At 59.1% G+C, this 18,936-nt stretch carries 16 protein-coding genes; 3 read left to right on the top strand and 13 right to left on the bottom strand.

Going from position 1 to position 18,936, the window contains the following annotated elements; translation table 11 throughout:
* Positions 1-170: 170 nt before the first annotated feature.
* A complete protein-coding gene (locus tag BUA38_RS28925) occupies positions 171-758 on the top strand; it encodes a TetR/AcrR family transcriptional regulator (protein WP_072823364.1) in 588 nt (195 codons plus the stop codon).
* 976 nt (positions 759-1,734) lie between these two features.
* Here BUA38_RS28925 and BUA38_RS37215 read toward each other — a convergent pair.
* On the bottom strand, positions 1,735-1,902 hold the full coding sequence (locus BUA38_RS37215) for a hypothetical protein (RefSeq protein ID WP_156898790.1): 168 nt from the start codon (positions 1,900-1,902) through the stop codon (positions 1,735-1,737).
* 173 nt (positions 1,903-2,075) lie between these two features.
* On the opposite strand from BUA38_RS37215, the gene wrbA reads away from it, so the two are divergent.
* Both wrbA and BUA38_RS28915 read left to right on the top strand, forming a co-directional pair.
* The gene (gene wrbA / locus BUA38_RS28920) at positions 2,076-2,675 is read left to right on the top strand and encodes an NAD(P)H:quinone oxidoreductase (protein WP_072823363.1); all 600 of its coding nucleotides are present in this window, start codon (positions 2,076-2,078) and stop codon (positions 2,673-2,675) included.
* A 121-nt stretch (positions 2,676-2,796) separates the two neighbouring features.
* Positions 2,797-3,030: a tautomerase family protein gene (locus BUA38_RS28915; protein ID WP_072823362.1), complete on the top strand. Its 234-nt coding sequence runs from the start codon at positions 2,797-2,799 to the stop codon at positions 3,028-3,030.
* 545 nt (positions 3,031-3,575) lie between these two features.
* On the opposite strand, the gene BUA38_RS28910 is transcribed toward BUA38_RS28915, so the two are convergent.
* The 12 genes from BUA38_RS28910 to BUA38_RS28855 form a co-directional block, all read right to left on the bottom strand.
* Positions 3,576-4,775, bottom strand: a complete 1,200-nt coding sequence (locus BUA38_RS28910) for an adenylate/guanylate cyclase domain-containing protein (protein WP_072823360.1) — start codon at positions 4,773-4,775, stop codon at positions 3,576-3,578.
* Between the two features lie 155 nt (positions 4,776-4,930).
* On the bottom strand, positions 4,931-6,274 hold the full coding sequence (locus BUA38_RS28905; RefSeq protein WP_072823358.1) for a c-type cytochrome: 1,344 nt from the start codon (positions 6,272-6,274) through the stop codon (positions 4,931-4,933).
* On the bottom strand, positions 6,271-8,454 hold the full coding sequence (locus BUA38_RS28900) for a xanthine dehydrogenase family protein molybdopterin-binding subunit (protein WP_072823356.1): 2,184 nt from the start codon (positions 8,452-8,454) through the stop codon (positions 6,271-6,273). The genes BUA38_RS28905 and BUA38_RS28900 overlap by 4 nt, the downstream gene beginning before the upstream one ends.
* Positions 8,455-8,463: 9 nt before the next feature.
* Positions 8,464-8,925, bottom strand: coding sequence for a (2Fe-2S)-binding protein (locus BUA38_RS28895; RefSeq protein WP_072823354.1), 462 nt, complete (start codon positions 8,923-8,925; stop codon positions 8,464-8,466).
* A gap of 28 nt (positions 8,926-8,953) precedes the next feature.
* On the bottom strand, positions 8,954-9,934 hold the full coding sequence (locus BUA38_RS28890; protein ID WP_072823352.1) for an NAD(P)H-dependent flavin oxidoreductase: 981 nt from the start codon (positions 9,932-9,934) through the stop codon (positions 8,954-8,956).
* 138 nt (positions 9,935-10,072) lie between these two features.
* Complete coding sequence (locus tag BUA38_RS28885) at positions 10,073-10,462, bottom strand: tautomerase family protein (RefSeq protein WP_072826510.1); 390 nt, start codon at positions 10,460-10,462, stop codon at positions 10,073-10,075.
* 258 nt (positions 10,463-10,720) lie between these two features.
* A complete protein-coding gene (locus tag BUA38_RS28880; protein WP_072823350.1) occupies positions 10,721-11,149 on the bottom strand; it encodes a cupin domain-containing protein in 429 nt (142 codons plus the stop codon).
* Between the two features lie 701 nt (positions 11,150-11,850).
* Entirely contained in the window at positions 11,851-12,738 is an 888-nt protein-coding gene (locus tag BUA38_RS28875) for a LysR family transcriptional regulator (RefSeq protein ID WP_072826509.1), read from the bottom strand.
* Between the two features lie 186 nt (positions 12,739-12,924).
* On the bottom strand, positions 12,925-13,755 hold the full coding sequence (locus tag BUA38_RS28870) for a sensor histidine kinase (RefSeq protein WP_072823348.1): 831 nt from the start codon (positions 13,753-13,755) through the stop codon (positions 12,925-12,927).
* A gap of 211 nt (positions 13,756-13,966) precedes the next feature.
* On the bottom strand, positions 13,967-14,350 hold the full coding sequence (locus BUA38_RS28865) for a nuclear transport factor 2 family protein (protein WP_072823346.1): 384 nt from the start codon (positions 14,348-14,350) through the stop codon (positions 13,967-13,969).
* 271 nt (positions 14,351-14,621) lie between these two features.
* A complete protein-coding gene (locus BUA38_RS28860) occupies positions 14,622-17,480 on the bottom strand; it encodes an ATP-binding protein (RefSeq protein ID WP_072823344.1) in 2,859 nt (952 codons plus the stop codon).
* Between the two features lie 329 nt (positions 17,481-17,809).
* Complete coding sequence (locus BUA38_RS28855) at positions 17,810-18,859, bottom strand: alpha/beta fold hydrolase (protein ID WP_072823342.1); 1,050 nt, start codon at positions 18,857-18,859, stop codon at positions 17,810-17,812.
* Between the last annotated feature and the right edge of the window lie 77 nt (positions 18,860-18,936).

The raw sequence follows: 18,936 nt of genomic DNA, 5'->3' as shown, positions 1-18,936 counted from the left end.
CTCCAAACAAAGCCAACCGGACGGGTCACCGCGGTCTTGTCGCCGTGGACGACGCCCACCTGTGCATATTTTATAACGCTCGTCAGAAAACATGCAATAGATTTTTTTGACGACCGTGATAGAACACGACCGTGAGTTATTTGCTCTCGCTAATTGACAGACGGATCTAGATGGCCAGGCCCAGGGAATTCGATGAAGACACGGTACTCGAAGCCGCAATGCAGCGTTTCTGGAACAACGGCTATGAGGCGACATCGATGCGCGACCTCGCCGACCACACCGGAATGACTACGCCAAGCCTCTACAATGCGTTCGGCGATAAGAGAGCCATCTACCGTCTCGTGCTCGATCGGTATGTCCGTCTGGCGCTCGAAACCTGCTCGGCAATCTTCGGAGGAGATGATCCGCCCTTACGCGCATTGGAGCGGTACTTTGACGCGACCGTTGAAGAATTGCTCGCCGACAGACTTCACAAGGGCTGTTTTGTCGTGAACACGGCGTTGGAGGTTGCGTCGCACGACCAGGGCTTCCGCGATGTTGTAACCGAGGTCTTTGATGAAATCGAAAAATACGTCCGCGACTGTGTCGCGGCTGGGCAGCGCGACGGATCAATCCTTAGCTCACAACCTCCAGCCGACATCGCGCGGCTCGCTCTGAGCATCGTCCTGGGCCTCCGGGTTCTGGCCCGCACCAATCCCGACCGCGCCCTGCTGACCGGAGTCATTCGGCCGTTTTTTGCGCTGCTAAGGACACCGTGAAAAAGGTTGAACGACGCGCGCCGCTGCGCTGGGCGATTGATTATCTAATGGTCCGATTCTAACGTTCAGCTGCCACTTTTGCGAATGATAGAATCACATTCGCCTTGCGAGTTTGTGGTTGGCCGGGTCGCGAATGTCAAATCCACCCCGTAGGTGCACCCTGACGGGTCGGCACAAGCAAGCTCCAGGTCTGGGTGATCAGCTCTCCATTCTGATTTCGGGTGGTGATAGCCAAATCGACGAAGCCGCGATCACGTCGGCCGCGTAGTGCCTTCGTCTCAAGCACTTCGGATTCCGCCGCTAAAGTCCGGGTGCTTGAGTTCTGTCTCGCGGATGCTTTCCATCCGGGCTGCGACTCACGTGGCCAATGCTAGCCGCCACGCTGTAGAACACCTTTCCGAATTCAGTACGTACCGCCGGGCTTGGTTACGCCAAATCTCGGCGGCTAACCGCCAGCGCGAACGGCGGCGATTGCGTGCTCTTTTGTGACAAGGGAGAAGGCTTCCGAGAAATGCTTGGCGTTGCGTATCGTTGACGCGCAATCCGATCGCACGAAAAGAGAATACGGAGCATTGATGGATCATCAGCGATCGGCTGGCTATTTTGAGGTTCGATGAATGAGCGCGCGTTTGGGAACGCCCGCTCGTAGGCGCAAAGCCGTCGTTCCCTCCCAAACCGCATCTCGAAATGACAAGGAATGAGGACACTTCGCTCGATCACGTGAGTGGGTTTCATGATCATTCGATTTCCACGCTGATCGAGCTATCTGCAGCACAGATTGCCCTCTCGAATCTATTCGTTTGATGATCGCAATTGATGAAGGCACGGTCCGTTGAGCGACAAAAGCAGATCAATCGTATTGGACTTGTCCAAGGACGCTCACATGCTGATGGAAAAGTCGACATCGCGCCTTACGGAAAATGAAGACAACTGAACCGCCCGTTGCAGCGATAATTGAGGGAGTACACGCATGTCCCTATCGGACACCCTTGACCGCATGCCCCGCGTCGTCCTGGCCGATGCGCCGGCGCCGATTCAACCGTTGAAGCGTATCGAAGAGGCGATGGGTCCAGCGTCGAACGGAGTCGAGCTGTACGTGAAACGCGACGACCGGCGTGATCGGCGATGTGCGCTCGGTCGCCATCCAGCCGGCTCATCGGTGGTGTTGCTGATGACCGGCGGAGCTCCGGCCCTGTTCGTCTGCCTTGGCGCGCAAGGACACCTGATCTTGACCGCGCGTCTAACCCCCGTCGTATCGGCCGTCCGCGCCCGATCAAAATCCTCTTTCCCTCGAAGCTCGTTCACAAGGAGACTCCAATGAGCAAGGTACTAGTTCTATATTATTCCACCTACGGCCATGTCGAGAAATTGGCGGGCGCCGTGGCCGCCGGCGTGCGTGAGGCCGGCGCTACGGTCGATGTCAAACGCGTTCCGGAAACCGCGCCTGAAGCAGTGGCCAAGGCCGCGAACTTCAAGCTCGACCAGGCCGCCCCCGTTGCCAAGATCGAGGATCTGGCCAACTATGACGCAATCATCATTGGTGGGCCTACGCGGTTCGGCCGGATGGCCTCACAGCTGGCCACCTTCATCGATCAAGCCGGCGGACTTTGGGCGAAGGGCGCGCTCAACGGCAAGGTAGGCTCTGCCTTTACTTCGACCGCCAGCCAACATGGCGGCCAGGAAGTCAACCTGTTCTCGACCATCACCAACCTACTCCATCTCGGCATGGTGGTCGTGGGCCTGCCCTATAGCTTCGGTGGGTTGACCGAGATGGGTGAGATTACCGGTGGCACGCCCTACGGCGCCACCACCATCGCGGGCCTCGACGGCAGCCGCCAGCCGAGCGAGAACGAGCTCGCAGGGGCACGCTTTCAAGGTCGCCATGTTGCCGAGATCGCCAACAAGATCTTCGGCTAGAAAGATCGCAATCGTCGAACCCCAATCGACATAGACATACTTGTAAAAGGACATCGTGCCGGCGGCGAGGTGATATCACGCCGTTCGGCGGAGCGATGACGAGAACTCTGGGAGCACCGCGATGCCGATCGTCACGATTGAAATCACCCGGGAAGGCACCGAGCCCGGTCAGCATAGCATCACACGCGAGCAGAAGGCAAAGCTGATCGAAGGTGCCAGCAAGCTGATGCTCGATGTCTTGAACAAGCCACTGGGGTCCACCTTCGTCATCATCGAAGAAGTCGACCTCGACAATTGGGGCTGGGGAGGCTTGCCGGTTGCGGAATATCGGAAGCGGTTGAAGAGCGGTTTCTAATGCGGCGCGGATCTGAAAAACGTAGATTGCTGAAAATCACTAATCCAAAAAACCGACGTCTGGCATAGTCGCCCTCGGTTCGTTGGCGAGCTTAAGGCAACACTACATTAGATGGACAATACCTATCCTATCCTATCCTATCCTATCCTATCCTATCCTATCCTTTCTTCACGCAGCCATTCAACGTTGCGAGGATGGCGCTCAAATGTATGAGTGAACCAAGTCAACATCTAGCCGCGTTACCTTGTGGATATCATTCAACGCATGGTCGTTCTCCCGCCGGCAGTCGACCCGAACTGGCAATTATTGCGATCGGACCGCTTAGCCGACGCCGAAAGCGGTCCGCCTGCTGGGAGTGTCGCTGCACATTGCAAGCTTCCTTGCCTTGCCGGGCCCGTTGACCTGAAAGGCATGTTCGACTTCAGCAATATCGATGGCCAACAATCTACAACCTCTTAGCCGGACAAATTCGACGATAGTCGCCGTTTGACGAGTTCGCGCGCGCCCTCTTGAGGGCGGCTCGGCACTTGACGCTAGGTTGGCATTCAGCCGTGATACGCGAACAACTCGATCGGGTCGTTGAAGCCGCGGACCGAAAATTCGCCGACGCGTTCGAGATCGAATTCGTTTTCGACGAAGTCGGCGAACGCGCGCGAGAGCAGCACCGTTCTTCCCAATTGCTTGGTGAGGGTTTCGAGGCGCGCTGCCATGTTGACGGCGGGACCGATGACGGTGAAGTCGAGCCGGGTGCGCGATCCGATATTGCCGTACATGACGTCTCCGACATGGACGCCGATGCCGTAATTCAGCGGCGCACGGCCGGTCTCGCCGTTCTTTTCGTTCAGCGCAATCATGGCCTGACGGGCCTCAGTCACGGCATGCAGCAGATTTCCGCAGGCTTGAGGCTCGCTGAGCGGAAAAATGGCGAGCAGGCCGTCGCCGATGAATTTCAGTATTTCGCCGCCATGCCGCGCAATCGGCTCCGACATCGCGTCGAAATAGCCGTTCAGGAGATCAATGACGTCATCGCGCGGCCAGTTGTCGGAGATCCTTGTGAAATCGCGCAGATCGCAGATCATGATGGCGGCGCGTACCGTCGTGCCGGTCCCGCGCCTCGTGGCGCCGGCCAGGATGAGCTCGCTGGCGTGCGACCCGACATAGGTTTCGAGCAACGTTCGCGCCAGCCGGTTCTTGATACGGATTTCGCTGACCAGCGCCAAAACCGGCAACACTTTCAACAGATCGGCGATATGCGCATCGTCGAAGCCTCCGGGTCGGTCGGTCGCAAAGGTCACCATGTGCCGCTTGCCGAATGTATGGTACATCGGCCACGCCACATAGTCGGTGAGGCCTCTCGCCCGCATCTCGTCGTAGACGGCATGCTTGCGGCTCAGCGATGGATCACGTTCGAGATTCTCGCGCACCTCGGTGGCCCCGTCATTGAGTTCGTTGGCGGGACTGTCGACGAATTCGGAGCGCTCCCTGATATCGTAGTCGACTCTCCTAAGCTCGGCCTCGCGCATCCCGTCGGTCCACATCATCCGGGAGCCGAGCCATTGCGGATGGAGGATCATGAAATGAAGCGTCGCCCGCTTGACCGGAATGCCCGTTCGCTGGAGCCGGAAACACAGCTCAGCGAAAATATTGTCAAGGAAGCGTTCGTCGCGAGTATCGTTTGTCAGCCAGTGTAGAATGTCGCTGTCAGAATGTGCCGTGATGTGATCGATTTTTGGCGGCGCGTTCATAACTTCTCCTGAGCAGTGGACCGATGGTACCGGTTATCTCGTATCCCCGCTCGACGGCGTCAACGCAATTCGCCGTAATCTGCCTGCGCGCACGGATTGCCGGTGGACCGTCGGACCGATTTGTGCGGCGGCCACCGAGGATACCCCCGTCGCCCTTATTGCGACGTTTGTTTCCTCAACTCCGCAACGTCCGGCGCCGTGACTTGCGATGCCTTGGTTCCAAAGCGCCCGATGACGTAATTGGCAAGAGCTGCGATCTCGGCATCGGAATAGGCGTTGCCGAACGGAGGCATCGAGACGGCGTCCTCCGGCGTTAACCGCCTGGTGCCGGAAAGCACCACCTGGACAACATTTGTCCCGCTGGGATCGTTGACCGCCCATGCTCCGGTGAGGGTGGCTAAGGGCGAGATCGGGCTCTCGCCGGTCCAGCCATGGCAACTGACGCAGGCGCCTTCGAACACCATCTTGCCCCGCGGATCCGGCGTGCCGCTAACTCGGTGCGAAGCCGGCGCGGCTGGCGCAAGCGTCGCCGGCAGATCGGATGAGGCCGTCGCTGGTACCGTGCGCAAATAGGCCACGACCGCGCGGATGTCTTCCGGCGCCAACTGGCTGAAGCTCTGATCCACTGCCTCACCCATCGGCCCCGAAGCGGTACCGTGGCCCGCAGCATGTCCAATCGACAGATAGGAGATCAGATCTTGATCGCTCCACGCGCCAACGCCGGTGGCCTTGTCCGAACTGATATTGAAGGCGCGCCAACCTGCCGTCAGCGCGCCGCCGAACTTCTTGCGGTTGTTCAGCGCAAACGCCAGGTTGCGCGGCGTATGGCATTCGCCGCAATGCGCCAGTGCCTCGGCGAGATAAGCGCCCCTATTCCATTCCAGACTTTTCGACGTGTCGGGTTCGAAGCGGACATCCGGATTGAACATCACGGTCCAGAAACTCATGGCCCAGCGCTGATTGAACGGAAACATCAGCGTGTTCGCAGGGGCAACTGCGCGTACCGGCGCCAAGCTGAACAGATAGGCCTTGATCGCCAGCGCGTCCGCATCCGATATGTAGGTGTAGGACGTGAACGGCATCGCCGGATAAAGCCGCGCACCGTCGCGGCGGATTCCGCGGTGGACCGCGTTGAGGAAATCCTGGTCGGTATAATTGCCGATGCCCGTCTCTTTGTCCGGGGTGATGTTGGTCGAGTAGAGCATGCCGAACGGCAGCTTGAAGCCCAGGCCGCCGGCATATTCCTTGCCGCCCTGCGTGGTGTGGCAGACCATGCAATCCGCCGCCCGCGCCAGATAAGCCCCGCGCTCGACGAGGTTTGCCTTGGCGAGCGAAGTCGGGACACCGGTGGGATCGCCGGCCTTATAGTCAGCGAGTGCTACTTTCTGGCCGCCCGCAAAGGCCATGGGACCGGGGCCGCGGATGATCCAAATTGCCGCGGCCGCCACAACCGCGGCGATCACGACAACGCTGAAGAGAATGCGGCGGCCAGCGCTCATGATTTATTCCCCGCTGCGATCAAGTACCGGTCGATGGGAAGCCGCCGCAGCGCGATGCCTGTCGCAGCGAAAATCGCGTTGCGTAGCGCCGGGGGGCCGGCCGTCACGCCGGTCTCACCGATGCCGCCGGGCGCCTCGCCGCTCTTGATGATGTGAACATCGATCTTGGGCGCTTGGTCGATGCGGAGCATGCGATAGTCGTTGAAGTTGGATTGCTGCACCCGGCCCTTGTCGATGGTGATCTCGCCGTAGAGTGCTGCGGTCAGGCCGAAGATCAGCCCTCCCTCGAGTTGCGCCATGACGGTATCGGGGTTGACGGCAATGCCGGTGTCGACCGCGCAAGTGACGCGGCGCAGATCCACCTCACCCTGCTCGTCGACTTCCGCCTCCACTACGGTTCCGATGAAGCTTGCGAACGATGGCTGCAAGCAAACTCCACGCCCGACGCGCGCCGGCAGCGGCTGGCCCCAGTTGGATTTTTCCGCCGCCAGATTGAGCGCGGCGAGAAACCGCGGCTGGTTTCCAAGCATCGACCGGCGGAACTCGATGGGATCTTTACCGGCCTTTCGCGCCAGTTCGTCCATGAAGCATTCAATCGCAAACACGTTGTTATTGGGACCGACGCCGCGCCAGAACCCGGTCGGAACCGCTGGCGGCTCGGCCCGGACAAACTCGACATGCAAGTTGGGTATCTCGTAGGGAATGTCGATGGCGCTATCGACGCCGTCGATGTCGACGCCGTTCTGGAACCCCGCCGGAAACCAGCGCGCCATGATAGATGAACCGCTGACCTTGTATTGCCAGCCGGCGATCTTGCCGCCGGAAAGCGTGGCCGAAATGGTATCGCGATAGATCGGACGATAGACGTCGTGCTGGATGTCCTCCTCGCGGGTCCACACGACCTTGACCGGCCCGTCGACATGCTTTGCGATCCGAACGGCAGCGACGACCATGTCGGGTTCGAGCTTGCGGCCAAAGCCACCGCCGAGCAGGTGCTGGTAGATCCTGACTTTCTCGATCGGTAGTCCGGCCGCCTTCGCCGCCTCCGACTGCACCCGGGTCATGATCTGCGTGCCGGTCCAGACTTCGCAGGAGTCGGGCTTCAGATGAACCGTCGCGTTGACCGGCTCCATCGTCGCATGCGCGAGGAACGGTAGTTCGTACGACGCCCCAAATTTGTCACCCGTTGAAAGTCCCTTGGCGATATCGCCGGTGGATTTGGCGACTGCACCGTTCTTTTCGCTGGCGGTGCGCAAAGCATCCCAGATGTCCTTCGAACTGACGCGCGCGTTGGGTCCCTCATCCCAGGTCACGACCAGGGCTTCGAGGCCTTTCTTGGCCGCCCACATGTGATCGCCGACCACCGCGACCATGTCATCGAGCACCACGATCTTGTGCACGCCTGGGATTTTTCTGGCGGCGCTGTCGTCGACCTTGGCGACCTTGCCACCGAACACCGGACAGGTCTTCAGGGTTGCGAACCTCATGCCGGGCAGCATCGCATCGATGCCGTACACGGCCTTGCCGTTGACCTTGTCGGGGGTGTCGAGCCGCTTCAGCGGCTTGCCGATCAGCACGAAATCCTTGGGGTCCCTGAGCGGGACGTCCTTTGGCGGCACCTCGCTGCTCGCCGCAAGCGCCAGCGCGCCATAGGAAAGCCGCCGCCCGCTCGCTTGATGCGTGACTCCGCTATTCGCCGCGGTGCAGCTTGCCGGATCGACCTGCCACTGCTGCGCGGCAGCCTGGACCAGCATGGCTCGGGCGCTGGCGCTGGCCGCGCGCAACGGCTTCCACCACGCCCGAATCGAATTGGAATTGCCGGTGGCCTGAATGCCGAACATCGGATTGCCATAGAGCTTGTCGCTCGGCGGCGCGTGCTCCAGCGTCACCTGCGAAAAATCGGCGTCGAGCTCTTCGGCCAGAATCATCGATATCGAGGTATAGACGCCCTGCCCCATCTCGACCTGCGGCATCACCAGCGTGGTCTTGCCGGAAGAATCGATGCGGATGAAGGCATTCGGCGCAAACTTACCGGCGGTGTCGTCCACAGGCTGCAGCGGTTCATTAACGCGCAGCGCCCGCACCGGAAGATGGAACGCGAACAGAAATCCACCCGCCAAACCGCCGGTCAGCAGCGTGCGGCGCGCAACACCTTCGAAATTCCTCTCGGCAACGGTCATGACGAGCTCCTACGACTGGCGATGCGACGCCGCCTGCTTGATTGCCGCGCGAATGCGCACATAAGTACCGCAGCGGCAGATGTTCCCCGCCATCGCCGCGTCGATGTCGGAGTCATCGGGATTGGGCGTGGCCGCAAGCAGGGCTGCCGCCGCCATGATCTGCCCGGATTGGCAATAGCCGCACTGGATCACTTCGAGATCGAGCCAGGCCTTCTGCACCTTCGCGCCAACTGGCGACGCGCCGACGCCCTCGATGGTGGTGACGGCGCGGTCGCGCACCGCGCCGACCGGCAGCATGCAGGAGCGCATGGCCTTGCCGTCGATATGCACCGTACACGCGCCGCACTGGGCAATGCCGCAGCCGAACTTGGTTCCGGTCATGCCGAGTATGTCACGCAGCACCCAGAGCAGCGGCATGTCCGCGGGCGCATCGAACGACTTCTGTTCGCCGTTGATCGTCAATTTGACCATGGGGTATCCGATATGTCAGGCGACTGCCTCAGGCAGCGAGCGCCGGGGCAAATTTCATCAGCCGGTTGGAGGCCTCGGCAACGATTCGATGGATCAGATCGCCGGCCTTCGGAATATCGTGGATCAACCCGATGCTCTCGCCGACAGTTACGTTGGCAATCTCGAAATCATCGGAATTCTGCGCTTCCTCAACCTTACGCAATTCCTCTCCGCGCACTTGTGCGAGTTCCTTTTCGTGACCTTGCCACCTCTCGATAAAATCGTTCCTCATGAGCCGGCCGGTATAGCCCGGCGGCCACACTCGTCTCCGCACGACGTCGTAAACGCTTGTCCGTATGGTCTCGTCCCCGGTCGCTTCCAGCACCATTGTCTTTGCCGCATCCGGGATGAGAGCTTCCTGCGTTGCCCAGAACCTGGTGCCCATCAGCACACCATCAGCTCCCAGCATGAGCGACGCCGCGAGACCCCGGCCATCCGCAATACCGCCCGCCGCAAGCACGAGAACATCGGGTGCCCGTGCGGCCAACGCATCCACCACTGACGGAACGAATGGCATCGTGGAACGCAGCGCCCAGCCATGCCCACCGGCCTCGGTCCCCTGAGCGACGATGACATCCGCCCCGACATCGACCGCGCGGAACGCGTGATCCAGGCAATGCACTTGGCAAATCAGCGGTACGCCAGCCTTCTTGATGCGAGCGGCATACAGACCCGGATCCGAGAAGGACAACATCATCGCACGCGGATGCCGCTCCAGCGCGATGTCAAGCAATCCCGGATCTTCGGGAATGGTCCAGGTGATAAACCCGGCGCCAACGTCGGATCGCGTGACCTTTGCCGATTCGGCTTCGAACCAAACGCGGTCGACGTAACCGCCACCCAACAGCCCGAGTCCTCCAGCTGCCGCTACTGCCGATGCCAAAGCTCCTCCCGAAGCAGGAGTCATGGGCGCCAGCACAATCGGATGCTTGATACCAAAATGCTTGGTCAGCCTGGTGGTGATCGTCATGATCGTTCCTTGGTGTTCAATGATGTTTGCGTTATAGCAACACTTCTTCCAGTTGATTCCAAAACTATGGAGGAAGGCGTGTCGAATAATAATTTCTGCGTCCGCCGCAACTCCAATTCGGCTTCTGTCCCTGCAGGTTTATAGATCGCCAGTCAGAAACTGCGCTCGGCCTGCACCGAATGACCAATCCTCATCAGCGTTTGTCACAAAAGTCACGACCACGTCGCTTGGTGAAATTCCGCAACTGGCGGAAAGCCTTTCGACCAGCAAACGATAAAAGCCCTGTTTCATTTCGCGTTCTCGTGGACGGCTGGTGATCTGGAGCACAACTATTTTGTCAGATCTGGCGAACCCGAGCCCCGTATCCTCGATGACCATGCGAGAACGCTTGTGCTCGTGTACCACCTGATAGCGATCGTTTCTCGGTACGTGGAGGGTTTCGAGCAACACCTCGTGCGTGACGTCGAGGATTTTCTTCAGCTCAGGTTCCGAGCGTCCCTCGATGAGGTCGAAGCGCAGGAGCGGCATGATGACTTTCCATAGTTGAGCGATTGATCTCGTTTTTGTCGCCAGAGGGACCATGTCCCCATCAATTGCGATCATCAAACGAATAAATTCGAGAGGCTAATCTGTGCGGCAGATCGCTCGATTTGGCACCAAAATCGCATGATTACAGCAAGAAGGACCGGCCAAGCAGCGCGCGATATTTTTCCTCCGCTGCCGATCACAGTCGCTCATGCGACTCTTTGCGCCGCCCGCCAATGAGCATCGTTGCGGCAAGGATTGCTAAGAGCTGTGCCGGCGTGGATCATCATGTGGATCGTGATATTCAAGGCCGAGTGGTCCGATCGCCGTCACCTGCGTGACGTATTCGCCGGACTTCGCCCAATGAAAATGCCAGGTTTCGCCTGGAAGAACGATGACGCTTCCCGGCGGATAGGCCTTCACCTTTTCGCCCTCGAACGTCTCCCCGAGCCCGATGTAAAAGACGCCCGACATGACCGTGTAGATGCGATCCTCTGGATGCTTGTGCGGCATCAGTTTCGTGCCGTCTGGCACCTTGACCCTGACCACGTAAGGACCGGGTTCCGTGGGGTGGCCTACGACGACCGCCAGACGAGCCCCAGGTGGAAACGCCGGAAACGGCTTCCAGTCGATATCTTCAGGCAGGATCGCTCTAAAATCTGCCTGATCAGGTTGATGGTTGCGGGTCATTGGCCCCATCCTTTATCTTTGGTGAACGCAAGTATGCCGATAGCGGCGTTGAGAACTTTGGATATCGGAAAGTTCTTCTCTGCCTCGCAGGCAAGGCGAACAACCAGCTCGTCAAGGTGCGGCACTTTTTAAGCGCAAAGGCGTCGCTGCACTGGAGACGGACGACAGGACTTGCGGAGCCCATACGGCTATGCCGGCGATAATTGCGTCCTGCCGACTCAACGCGGCGCGATTGCAGATTGATTGCGGCATCGAGAAATCCTTTCGAGCGGAAGGGAACGGCGCTCCCGGAAGCGCAGAGATCGCTCATCCCAGCTGTCCAGAGTGCTTCGCTTGTAAAACTTGCGCGCGTCGGGCTTCAATGATGTCGAAACAGCTTGGTCAGCAAAGCCAGCAATCGCGATTACCGTAGAGAGGGATGACGAATTCTTTATTAGCATATGATGTCCCTGGCGGATCCATGCGATCGATATACTCTTCCACGCGAAGCACCGTGCCCCTATCGATTGTGATCATCAAACGAATAGATTCGAGAGGGCAATCTGTGCTGCAGATTGCTCGGGTTAGGTTGAACTCGAATGATTACGGAGCGAAATCCAATGATTCTAACTCGCATGATCGCGCCATGGTAGGCGAGCGGCATGGAGAAATCGCTTGGGGATCGGAACCCGTTGCAGATGTGCCGTCTCTGACTGACAAGGCTATTCGGCGGCTATTTGCAATTCGGTGTCCGGTCGTACAATCTGGAGGAAGGTTGAGAGCGCACTGGATACGTAAGCGTCTGTGCGCCGAATGAACATCGTCTGCATTTCCGCAAACTCGGGCTCCAGTTGATGCACCGCGACCTGGCTCTCTCGCCAAGCCGCGGCGACTACCCCCTTCGGCAACAAGGTGATCCCGACCCCCGCGGCCACACAGCCCAGAATCGCTTCGATCGAACCGAATTCCAGAGGCTGTGCAATGAGTATTCCAACGTTGTTCAGCAGGTTTTCCAGCCGTGCTCGGTATGAGCAACCAGCACGGAAGACGATTGTTTTCAGTTCGTTGATCGACGAAAGATCCTCAATGCGCCGAATCGAGCGAGGCGTCACCAGGACAAGCTCTTCACGAAACACGCTCTCCTGTTGCAGATCTGGATGGTCGACCGGTGCCGCAACAAACGCGCCCTCTAGTCTGCATTCAACAACATCCTCGACGAGACTAGAGGTCGTTCCCGTCGTGACTACGAGACGGACCTTTGGGTGGGCTTTGGTAAAGTTTGCGACCATTGACGGGAACCGAACCGCCGCAGTCGTTTCCAGGGTGCCAATTTCCAGCACACCGCTGGGAATGCCGTCATCCCTTGCAGCGACCCCCGCGTCGCGAAGTAGTTTGGATATGCGTGCCGAAAAGGGGAGCATGCGGCGTCCAGCAGAAGTCACCTTCACACCGCGCGCATGCCGCTGGAATAGAAGGACACCAAGCTCGAGCTCCAACGCCCTCACTCGCCCAGTGACATTGGATTGCACAGTGTTCAGCTCAGATGCCGCTCGATTCATGCTGCCGTGCCGGGCAACTGCCTCAAAGACTTTTAGATCGATTGCGTTCATAGTAACTCCTGTCTTCGGCATTAACACACTTGAACGAACGGCCATAGAAGCTGCTGTCGGAGGAAAGAGAGGACAACTAGTCGTCGAGTCGATGTCTCCTCCCCATCCGACGTTCTGACAACATTGAACTGTTGGACGAAGATTGTCGAACTCACTCAACCTTTCGAACAACCCGTCGCGACGTCGTTAGTCACCTCGGCACTTCTGCGCAGACGCGATGATGTCGTTCATCGCGTCCGCTCGCACCGCGAATATGGAGAAGCGTGATCCTCGGGAGGCGACAGAGCTGACATCGATGCGATGTCCGAGCACTTCGATCGCCCGTCGCACGATGAATAATCCGACGCCAAGTCCATCACACCGCGCGGAATCGAGTCGAGTGAATGCATCAAAGATTCTCGATATTTGCTCCTCCCTGATACCGATACCCGTATCGCAAACGTCGATGCGTACATTCTGACCTGAACGACGGCAGCCGATGAGTATCCGGCCTTTGGGCTCGGTATATTTGATCGCGTTGCTAACCAGATTTCGGAGGATACCGTTGAGCAGCACCGCATTGCTCATGACCGACGCGCCAGTGGGACGCACGCGGATGTCAATCTCCTTCTGCAACGCGCCTTCCGCATTTTCATGACATGCTTGCCTAAACAGCGGCTCGAGCGCGACGGGCGAGAGCTCTGCCTCCTTTGCATGCTCATTGAGCCGAACAGCCCCCAGCAGTTGATCAAGCAACCCATTCAGGCCGTTGATAGCATGCTGTCCCCTCTGCAGCAGACATTGTTCGGATTTGGTCCGGACGCCGATCCCGAGAAGATCGTGGGAGCTTTGGATGATTTGCAATGGTTGTCGAAGATCATGGCCTGCCATGGCGAGGAGCACGGCTTCAAAACCGTTAGTCCGCTGTGGGTCTGATCTGCCTGCAATTCCGAACGTTACTGGCCGATCGGTCGCCCCCATGACGCCGATCCCCCCGTTGGCGGCGGGAATCGCACTCTGCTCATTTGTGTCGGTCATGATGTCCTCGCTTCCAGCTAAGGCTTTTGATGACTCCCTTGCTGACGAAGGTTGCGCAAACATCCGCGAGGAAGCGAGTTTAGTGTTGTAAAGCGATGTAAATGCTCAGCTTCGCGCGTGAAATCTTCAGTTGAATCTCCGTCCAGTGGCTGGAACTTTGGACAGTCGTAGCCGCAATCCATCGATCTGGATCGCAGCGCTGATGCGATTTTCAAAAATCGGACTGATTGCGAAGAATGATGAGCTGAACGATTTGATCGCCGTGGGCTGAGAGATAGAAGGTGAGCACCAACGGATCGGGCAGCCCTCGTTTGTCGTAGTTGCCATCGATGTTTGCCGTCAGTATGCAATGCCCGTAATGCTCCCTTGCCTCGACGACCTGTATCGTTAGTCTTTCTCCAATGATGTCGCGCGCTGCCCATTCCCTGATGGCCGACTTTCCCCAGTAGTCGCGCAGTTGGTCATTAACGAGTGCATCGTCTGCGAAAGTTGCCAGCAGCTCGTCGAGATCGAAGCTGTTGGTCGCTTTGACATAGGTCGCCACGAGTGGCGGAAGCGCGGGCGGCGAGACTTGCGGAAGACGCGAAGGGGACATGATGGGCCTGTGAGGTCGTGCAAATGCGGATGGCCGCTTTGCATCGACGATGGCCGAAGGACGGGGCCCTGGCACATTGTGTTTTGTAGTGTCTCGTAAAGCCGTGAAAAGCGGACAGTCGGTTCAGGCGATGGGCGTCGCGCTTGGTCCGCGGCGAGCCGTTGTGGCGTCTGTCCACGAAATACCGAGCATTCTCTAAAGGTTAGCGGCATCTCGACGCTGGGCGACGGCCCGGCTACAGCCGCTCCGCTTCACCAAAGAAAGTGACTACCTACACCAAATCGTGGATCAGCTGCCGCGCGATGCGAAGATCCGCCGTTTCGAAGCCTTCTGTAAACCGGTGATAGACCGGAGCGAGGGTGTCGCGGGCCCGGTCGCGCTGTCCGTTCTCGGACAGCAAGCGAGCCATGGCCGTGGCCGATCGCAACTCCCAGGCCAGCGCCGACTGCTCTCGCGCCACGGCGAGTGATTGCATCAGGCAGTCTTCGGCTGACGCCCAGTCCGGTCGTGGCATTGCCGCGAGAATTTGTCCTTTAATCCGAAGCAGCTCCGCCATGTCAAACGTCGCTCCACAAATGGCCGCGCGTGCGACAGCTCCATTGATGGTGAGCAGCGCTTCGTCGGACTGACCAGTCTGCCAGAGGCCTTCCGCCAACGCGCTGGTGAAAACTGTAGTGAGAATGCTGTGCTGTTCAGCATGCAGCGTTTCCAGCGCGTCTCGCAACAGAGTGAGGCCGGCTTCCGCCTGGTCGCGTAGGACCGCGAGTTGACCCCTTAGCGCTATTCCGACGGCGCGATACGGCGCCAATGAGTATCGCCCGGCATGAACGATCAATCGCTCAATCAGGTCGGCGGCTCGTTCCAGTTGACCGCTCCAGAGAAAGACCGGTGCCGCATAGATCAGCGAGATGCAGATCGAAACTGGATGATCATGACGCTCGGCTTCGTCGATGGCCTGCTGCGCTATTCTGAGCGCCCGCTCTGAAGAACCGCGCAGCCACAAGGCGCGAGCGAGGGCGACTAGCGCACGGATACGATGATCGTACCCAAAGAAGTTGGTATTGAGTTGACCCAGCTCGACGGCCTTGGCCATACCGGCCTCGCAATGGTATTGTGCCTTAACCTGATTTCCCACCAAATGATGGGAAACACCGAGCATCCAATCCGTCATGACAAGGCCGGCCATATTTTTAGCCGCCCGGGCGACCGCGCCCCCCCGTTTTGCAACGGTCAACGCGTCGCGGAAATCGCTAGTTCGGGTAAGGAAAATGTTCAGGCCGGCAAGAAGTTGAAGCTGATGATCCCGATCCTCGAACGTCTCTGCAAGCGAAAGTCCGCGCTCGATTGCGGCGCGAACCTCGTCACCGTTTCCTTTGGTGAACATCAACGATAGCGCCAGAGTCTCCTGGAGAATCATCTCCTGTTTGGTCCCGCGGCCGGCGTCGTCGAGACCAGCGAGCGCCTGCTCGCACCAGTTCCGGCATTCGTCGAGCAGCGACAATCCCACGAACAAGGGGGCCGCCCAGGTGGCCAGTTCGACACCGATGGCGATGTCGCCATGGTTCGAGAACGCCCATTCGAGCGCCGCGCGCACATTCCCGATATGCGGGGCATATCCGGAGAGATCGTGCGCGCCAAAGGTCGATTGGATTGCCTCGTCGTGTCTGAGATAGCTGGAATAGTAAAGCGCATGCCGCCTAGCGGCGTCGTCCGCCTCGCCATGATCGGTAAGTCTGCCCGCAGCATAGGCCTGCGTGGTGTCGAGCAGCCGATAGTACGTTGATTCGCCAATGGTGGTTGACGATATCAGCGATTTCGCAACGAGGTTAGTCACCGCGTCGGTGACCTCCGCGTCGCTTGGCCCGGTCCCGGCGACAGAGAGGGCGGCCTTGAGCGAAAATGCCCCGACGAAGACCGACAACCTGCGCAAAACCAGCTTGTCGCCCTCTCGCAGCAGGTTGTAGCTCCAGTCGAGCATCGCGTTCAAGGTCTGGTGTCGAGGCAGCGCAGTACGACGGCCCTGCCAGAGCAGTTTGAACCGGTTGTCGAGCAGTTCTGCCGTTCCGCGAATTCCATGTGAGCTGACGCGACTAGCTGCAAGTTCGATGGCGAGCGCGATCCCATCGAGCCGGCGGCAAATGTCGGCGACGATCGGCGCATCCGCATCGCTCAGCTCCGAGCGATTGCCACTCGCTGCCGCGCGCTCCATGAATAGCTGCACGGCCGGAAACGCGAGCGCTTCGGCAGCTGTCAAGCCGATATGGTTCGGAGGACCATCGAGCGGATACAGCATGTGAACGTGCTCACCTTCGACCCGTAGTGCTTCCCGGCTGGTGGCGAGGATGTGCACTTGCGGCGCCTCACTGACGACGGGTTCGGTCAGCGCCGCTGTCGCGTCGATCACGTGTTCGCAATTGTCGAGCACAAGGAGGGCTCTCCGGTCGCCAAGAAAGGCCAGCAAGCCGAGGAAGGGATCCTGGGCCTGCAGCATAATTCCGAGCGCCGATGCAACAGCCGTCGACACGAGGCCTGGATCTGTCAGTGCTCCCAGATCTACGAAGAAAACCGCTCCCTCGAAATGATCAATTAATGCATGGGCGATCGAGACTGCGACCGTAGTCTTGCCCATGCCGCCTGGCCCAACGATGCTGACGAAGCGACGCGTCATCAGTAGGGCCGATACCGCACGGACGGTTTCGTCGCGGCCAACCATTCGCGTCAACAGCGCCGGCAGCTGACGGAGCCGATCGCGGACAAGTGGCTGAGTTTGTGGGGCTGATCGTTGTGATGCCGGTCGCGTCACCGGGGCGACGAAGCAATAGCCCCGACCAATGACATTTGTGACGTAACGGGCGCCGTCGCGTCCGTCTCCGAGCGCCTTGCGAAGGCCAGAAACATGGACGCGGACGTTGGCCTCCTCCACAACGACACCGGGCCAGACTCGCGAGATCAGCTCCCTGTGGGTGACCACTTCCCCGGCCCGCTCGACCAGAGCGATCAGGATTTCGAGCGCACGGCTGCCCAGCTCTAGCGGAACGCCCGCTTTCTCAAGCAGCCTTTCGGCCAAAAACAGGCGAAATGGGCCAAATGAAACGACGTCGTTTGCTCTCAGGTTATCACTATCCCCCATACGTCCGTGCCCGCTCCTCGACGACCCGTTGCGAAAGGCTGGACCCGAAGCAACAGCGCAAGTCTTTGCGGATCCTCGACTGCTCTACTCGGCCGAGCCACCGTGCGCGCGTGCAATAAGCGCTCGTACCAAATTTCAGACCTTTTGCACCTCCTGAAAAATGCACGTCACTCGGTAATTAGTGTTCCCAAATCCGAAACAATTAATTGATCTCACTGCGCACAAGCGGAACTGTTTCATGGCGTCGATTCGGTCCACTTGACTACCGTTTGAAATTTGATCTCAAAACGACACACCGATTACGATGATCCTGCGCATCGCAATTGTCTTCAGACCAGCCTGTTGACGTCGATGACCGCTTTCGCGAAGTCCTGAGGGGCCTCCTGCGGCAGATTGTGACCGATGCCGCCCTTGATCTCACGGTGCTCGTATTTGCCGGAGAATTTCTTGGCATAGGCCGCCGCCGGCGGATGCGGTGCGCCGTTGGCATCGCCTTCCATCGTGATCGTCGGCACCGTGATGGCAGGGGTCGCCGCGATGATCTTATCCAAATCGGCATAGCGCGCCTCACCTTCGGCAAGCGCAAGCCGCCACCGGTAATTATGGATCACGATCGCGACATGGTCGGGGTTTTCGAATGACTTCGCGCTACGATCGAAGGTTGCGTCATCGAACTTCCATTGCGGCGAAGCGAGCTGCCAGATCAGCTTCGAGAAGTCGTGGCGATATTTCTCGTAGCCTTCCTTGCCCCGCTCGGTCGCGAAATAGAATTGGTACCACCATTGCAGTTCGGCCGACGGCGGCAGCGGCATCTTGCCAGACTCCTGGCCCGAGAACAGATAGCCGCTTACCGAAACCATGGCTTTGCAGCGCGCGGGAAAGGCGGCTGCGATGATATTCGCGGTCCGTGCGCCCCAGTCGAATCCGGCAAGCGTTGCCTTTTCGATTTTCAGCGCATCCATCAGCGCGACGATATCGGCGGCGACCGCCGCGGGTTGGCCGTTCCGGAACGTCTCGTTCGAAAGGAAGCTGGTCGTGCCATAGCCGCGCAGATATGGCACGATGACGCGATAGCCGGCCTGCGCAAGCAGTGGCGTAACATCGGCGAAGCTGTAGATGTCATAGGGCCAGCCGTGCAGTAGAATGACGGCGGGACCGTCTGCCGGACCCTCCTCGGCATAGCCGACGTTCAGCAGCCCGGCATCGATCTGCTTCAGCCGCGCGAAGGAGGTATTGGTTCCCGGCTTGATCACGGGCAGCGCCGGCCCAGTCTTGGTTTGCGCGCTCGCCGCGCCTAATACGCCGAACCGAGCGGCTGCGAGTGTCGCTCCGGCGACGCCGAGAAAATTCCGCCGGCGACGATTGATGTTATCGGACATGTCGTTCTCCCTTGCTTCCTTCGCTCCGGAGCGCTCACGCGCGTCACTACAGCCTGGAGGCGAAACCATTGAACAGA

The organism is Bradyrhizobium erythrophlei, assembly GCF_900142985.1.
Taxonomy (GTDB): domain Bacteria; phylum Pseudomonadota; class Alphaproteobacteria; order Rhizobiales; family Xanthobacteraceae; genus Bradyrhizobium; species Bradyrhizobium erythrophlei_B.
Note: the sequence above shows the minus strand (reverse complement) of the source record. Positions and strands in the feature narration are given on the sequence as shown.

Coding starts and splice junctions, on each gene's coding strand:
- BUA38_RS28925 (WP_072823364.1), top strand. CDS start 171: ATGGCCAGGCCCAGGGAATTCGATGAAGACACGGTACTCGAAGCCGCA.
- BUA38_RS37215 (WP_156898790.1), bottom strand. CDS start 1,902: ATGGCGACCGAGCGCACATCGCCGATCACGCCGGTCGTCGCGTTTCAC.
- wrbA (WP_072823363.1), top strand. CDS start 2,076: ATGAGCAAGGTACTAGTTCTATATTATTCCACCTACGGCCATGTCGAG.
- BUA38_RS28915 (WP_072823362.1), top strand. CDS start 2,797: ATGCCGATCGTCACGATTGAAATCACCCGGGAAGGCACCGAGCCCGGT.
- BUA38_RS28910 (WP_072823360.1), bottom strand. CDS start 4,775: ATGAACGCGCCGCCAAAAATCGATCACATCACGGCACATTCTGACAGC.
- BUA38_RS28905 (WP_072823358.1), bottom strand. CDS start 6,274: ATGAGCGCTGGCCGCCGCATTCTCTTCAGCGTTGTCGTGATCGCCGCG.
- BUA38_RS28900 (WP_072823356.1), bottom strand. CDS start 8,454: ATGACCGTTGCCGAGAGGAATTTCGAAGGTGTTGCGCGCCGCACGCTG.
- BUA38_RS28895 (WP_072823354.1), bottom strand. CDS start 8,925: ATGGTCAAATTGACGATCAACGGCGAACAGAAGTCGTTCGATGCGCCC.
- BUA38_RS28890 (WP_072823352.1), bottom strand. CDS start 9,934: ATGACGATCACCACCAGGCTGACCAAGCATTTTGGTATCAAGCATCCG.
- BUA38_RS28885 (WP_072826510.1), bottom strand. CDS start 10,462: ATGCCGCTCCTGCGCTTCGACCTCATCGAGGGACGCTCGGAACCTGAG.
- BUA38_RS28880 (WP_072823350.1), bottom strand. CDS start 11,149: ATGACCCGCAACCATCAACCTGATCAGGCAGATTTTAGAGCGATCCTG.
- BUA38_RS28875 (WP_072826509.1), bottom strand. CDS start 12,738: ATGAACGCAATCGATCTAAAAGTCTTTGAGGCAGTTGCCCGGCACGGC.
- BUA38_RS28870 (WP_072823348.1), bottom strand. CDS start 13,755: ATGACCGACACAAATGAGCAGAGTGCGATTCCCGCCGCCAACGGGGGG.
- BUA38_RS28865 (WP_072823346.1), bottom strand. CDS start 14,350: ATGTCCCCTTCGCGTCTTCCGCAAGTCTCGCCGCCCGCGCTTCCGCCA.
- BUA38_RS28860 (WP_072823344.1), bottom strand. CDS start 17,480: ATGGGGGATAGTGATAACCTGAGAGCAAACGACGTCGTTTCATTTGGC.
- BUA38_RS28855 (WP_072823342.1), bottom strand. CDS start 18,859: ATGTCCGATAACATCAATCGTCGCCGGCGGAATTTTCTCGGCGTCGCC.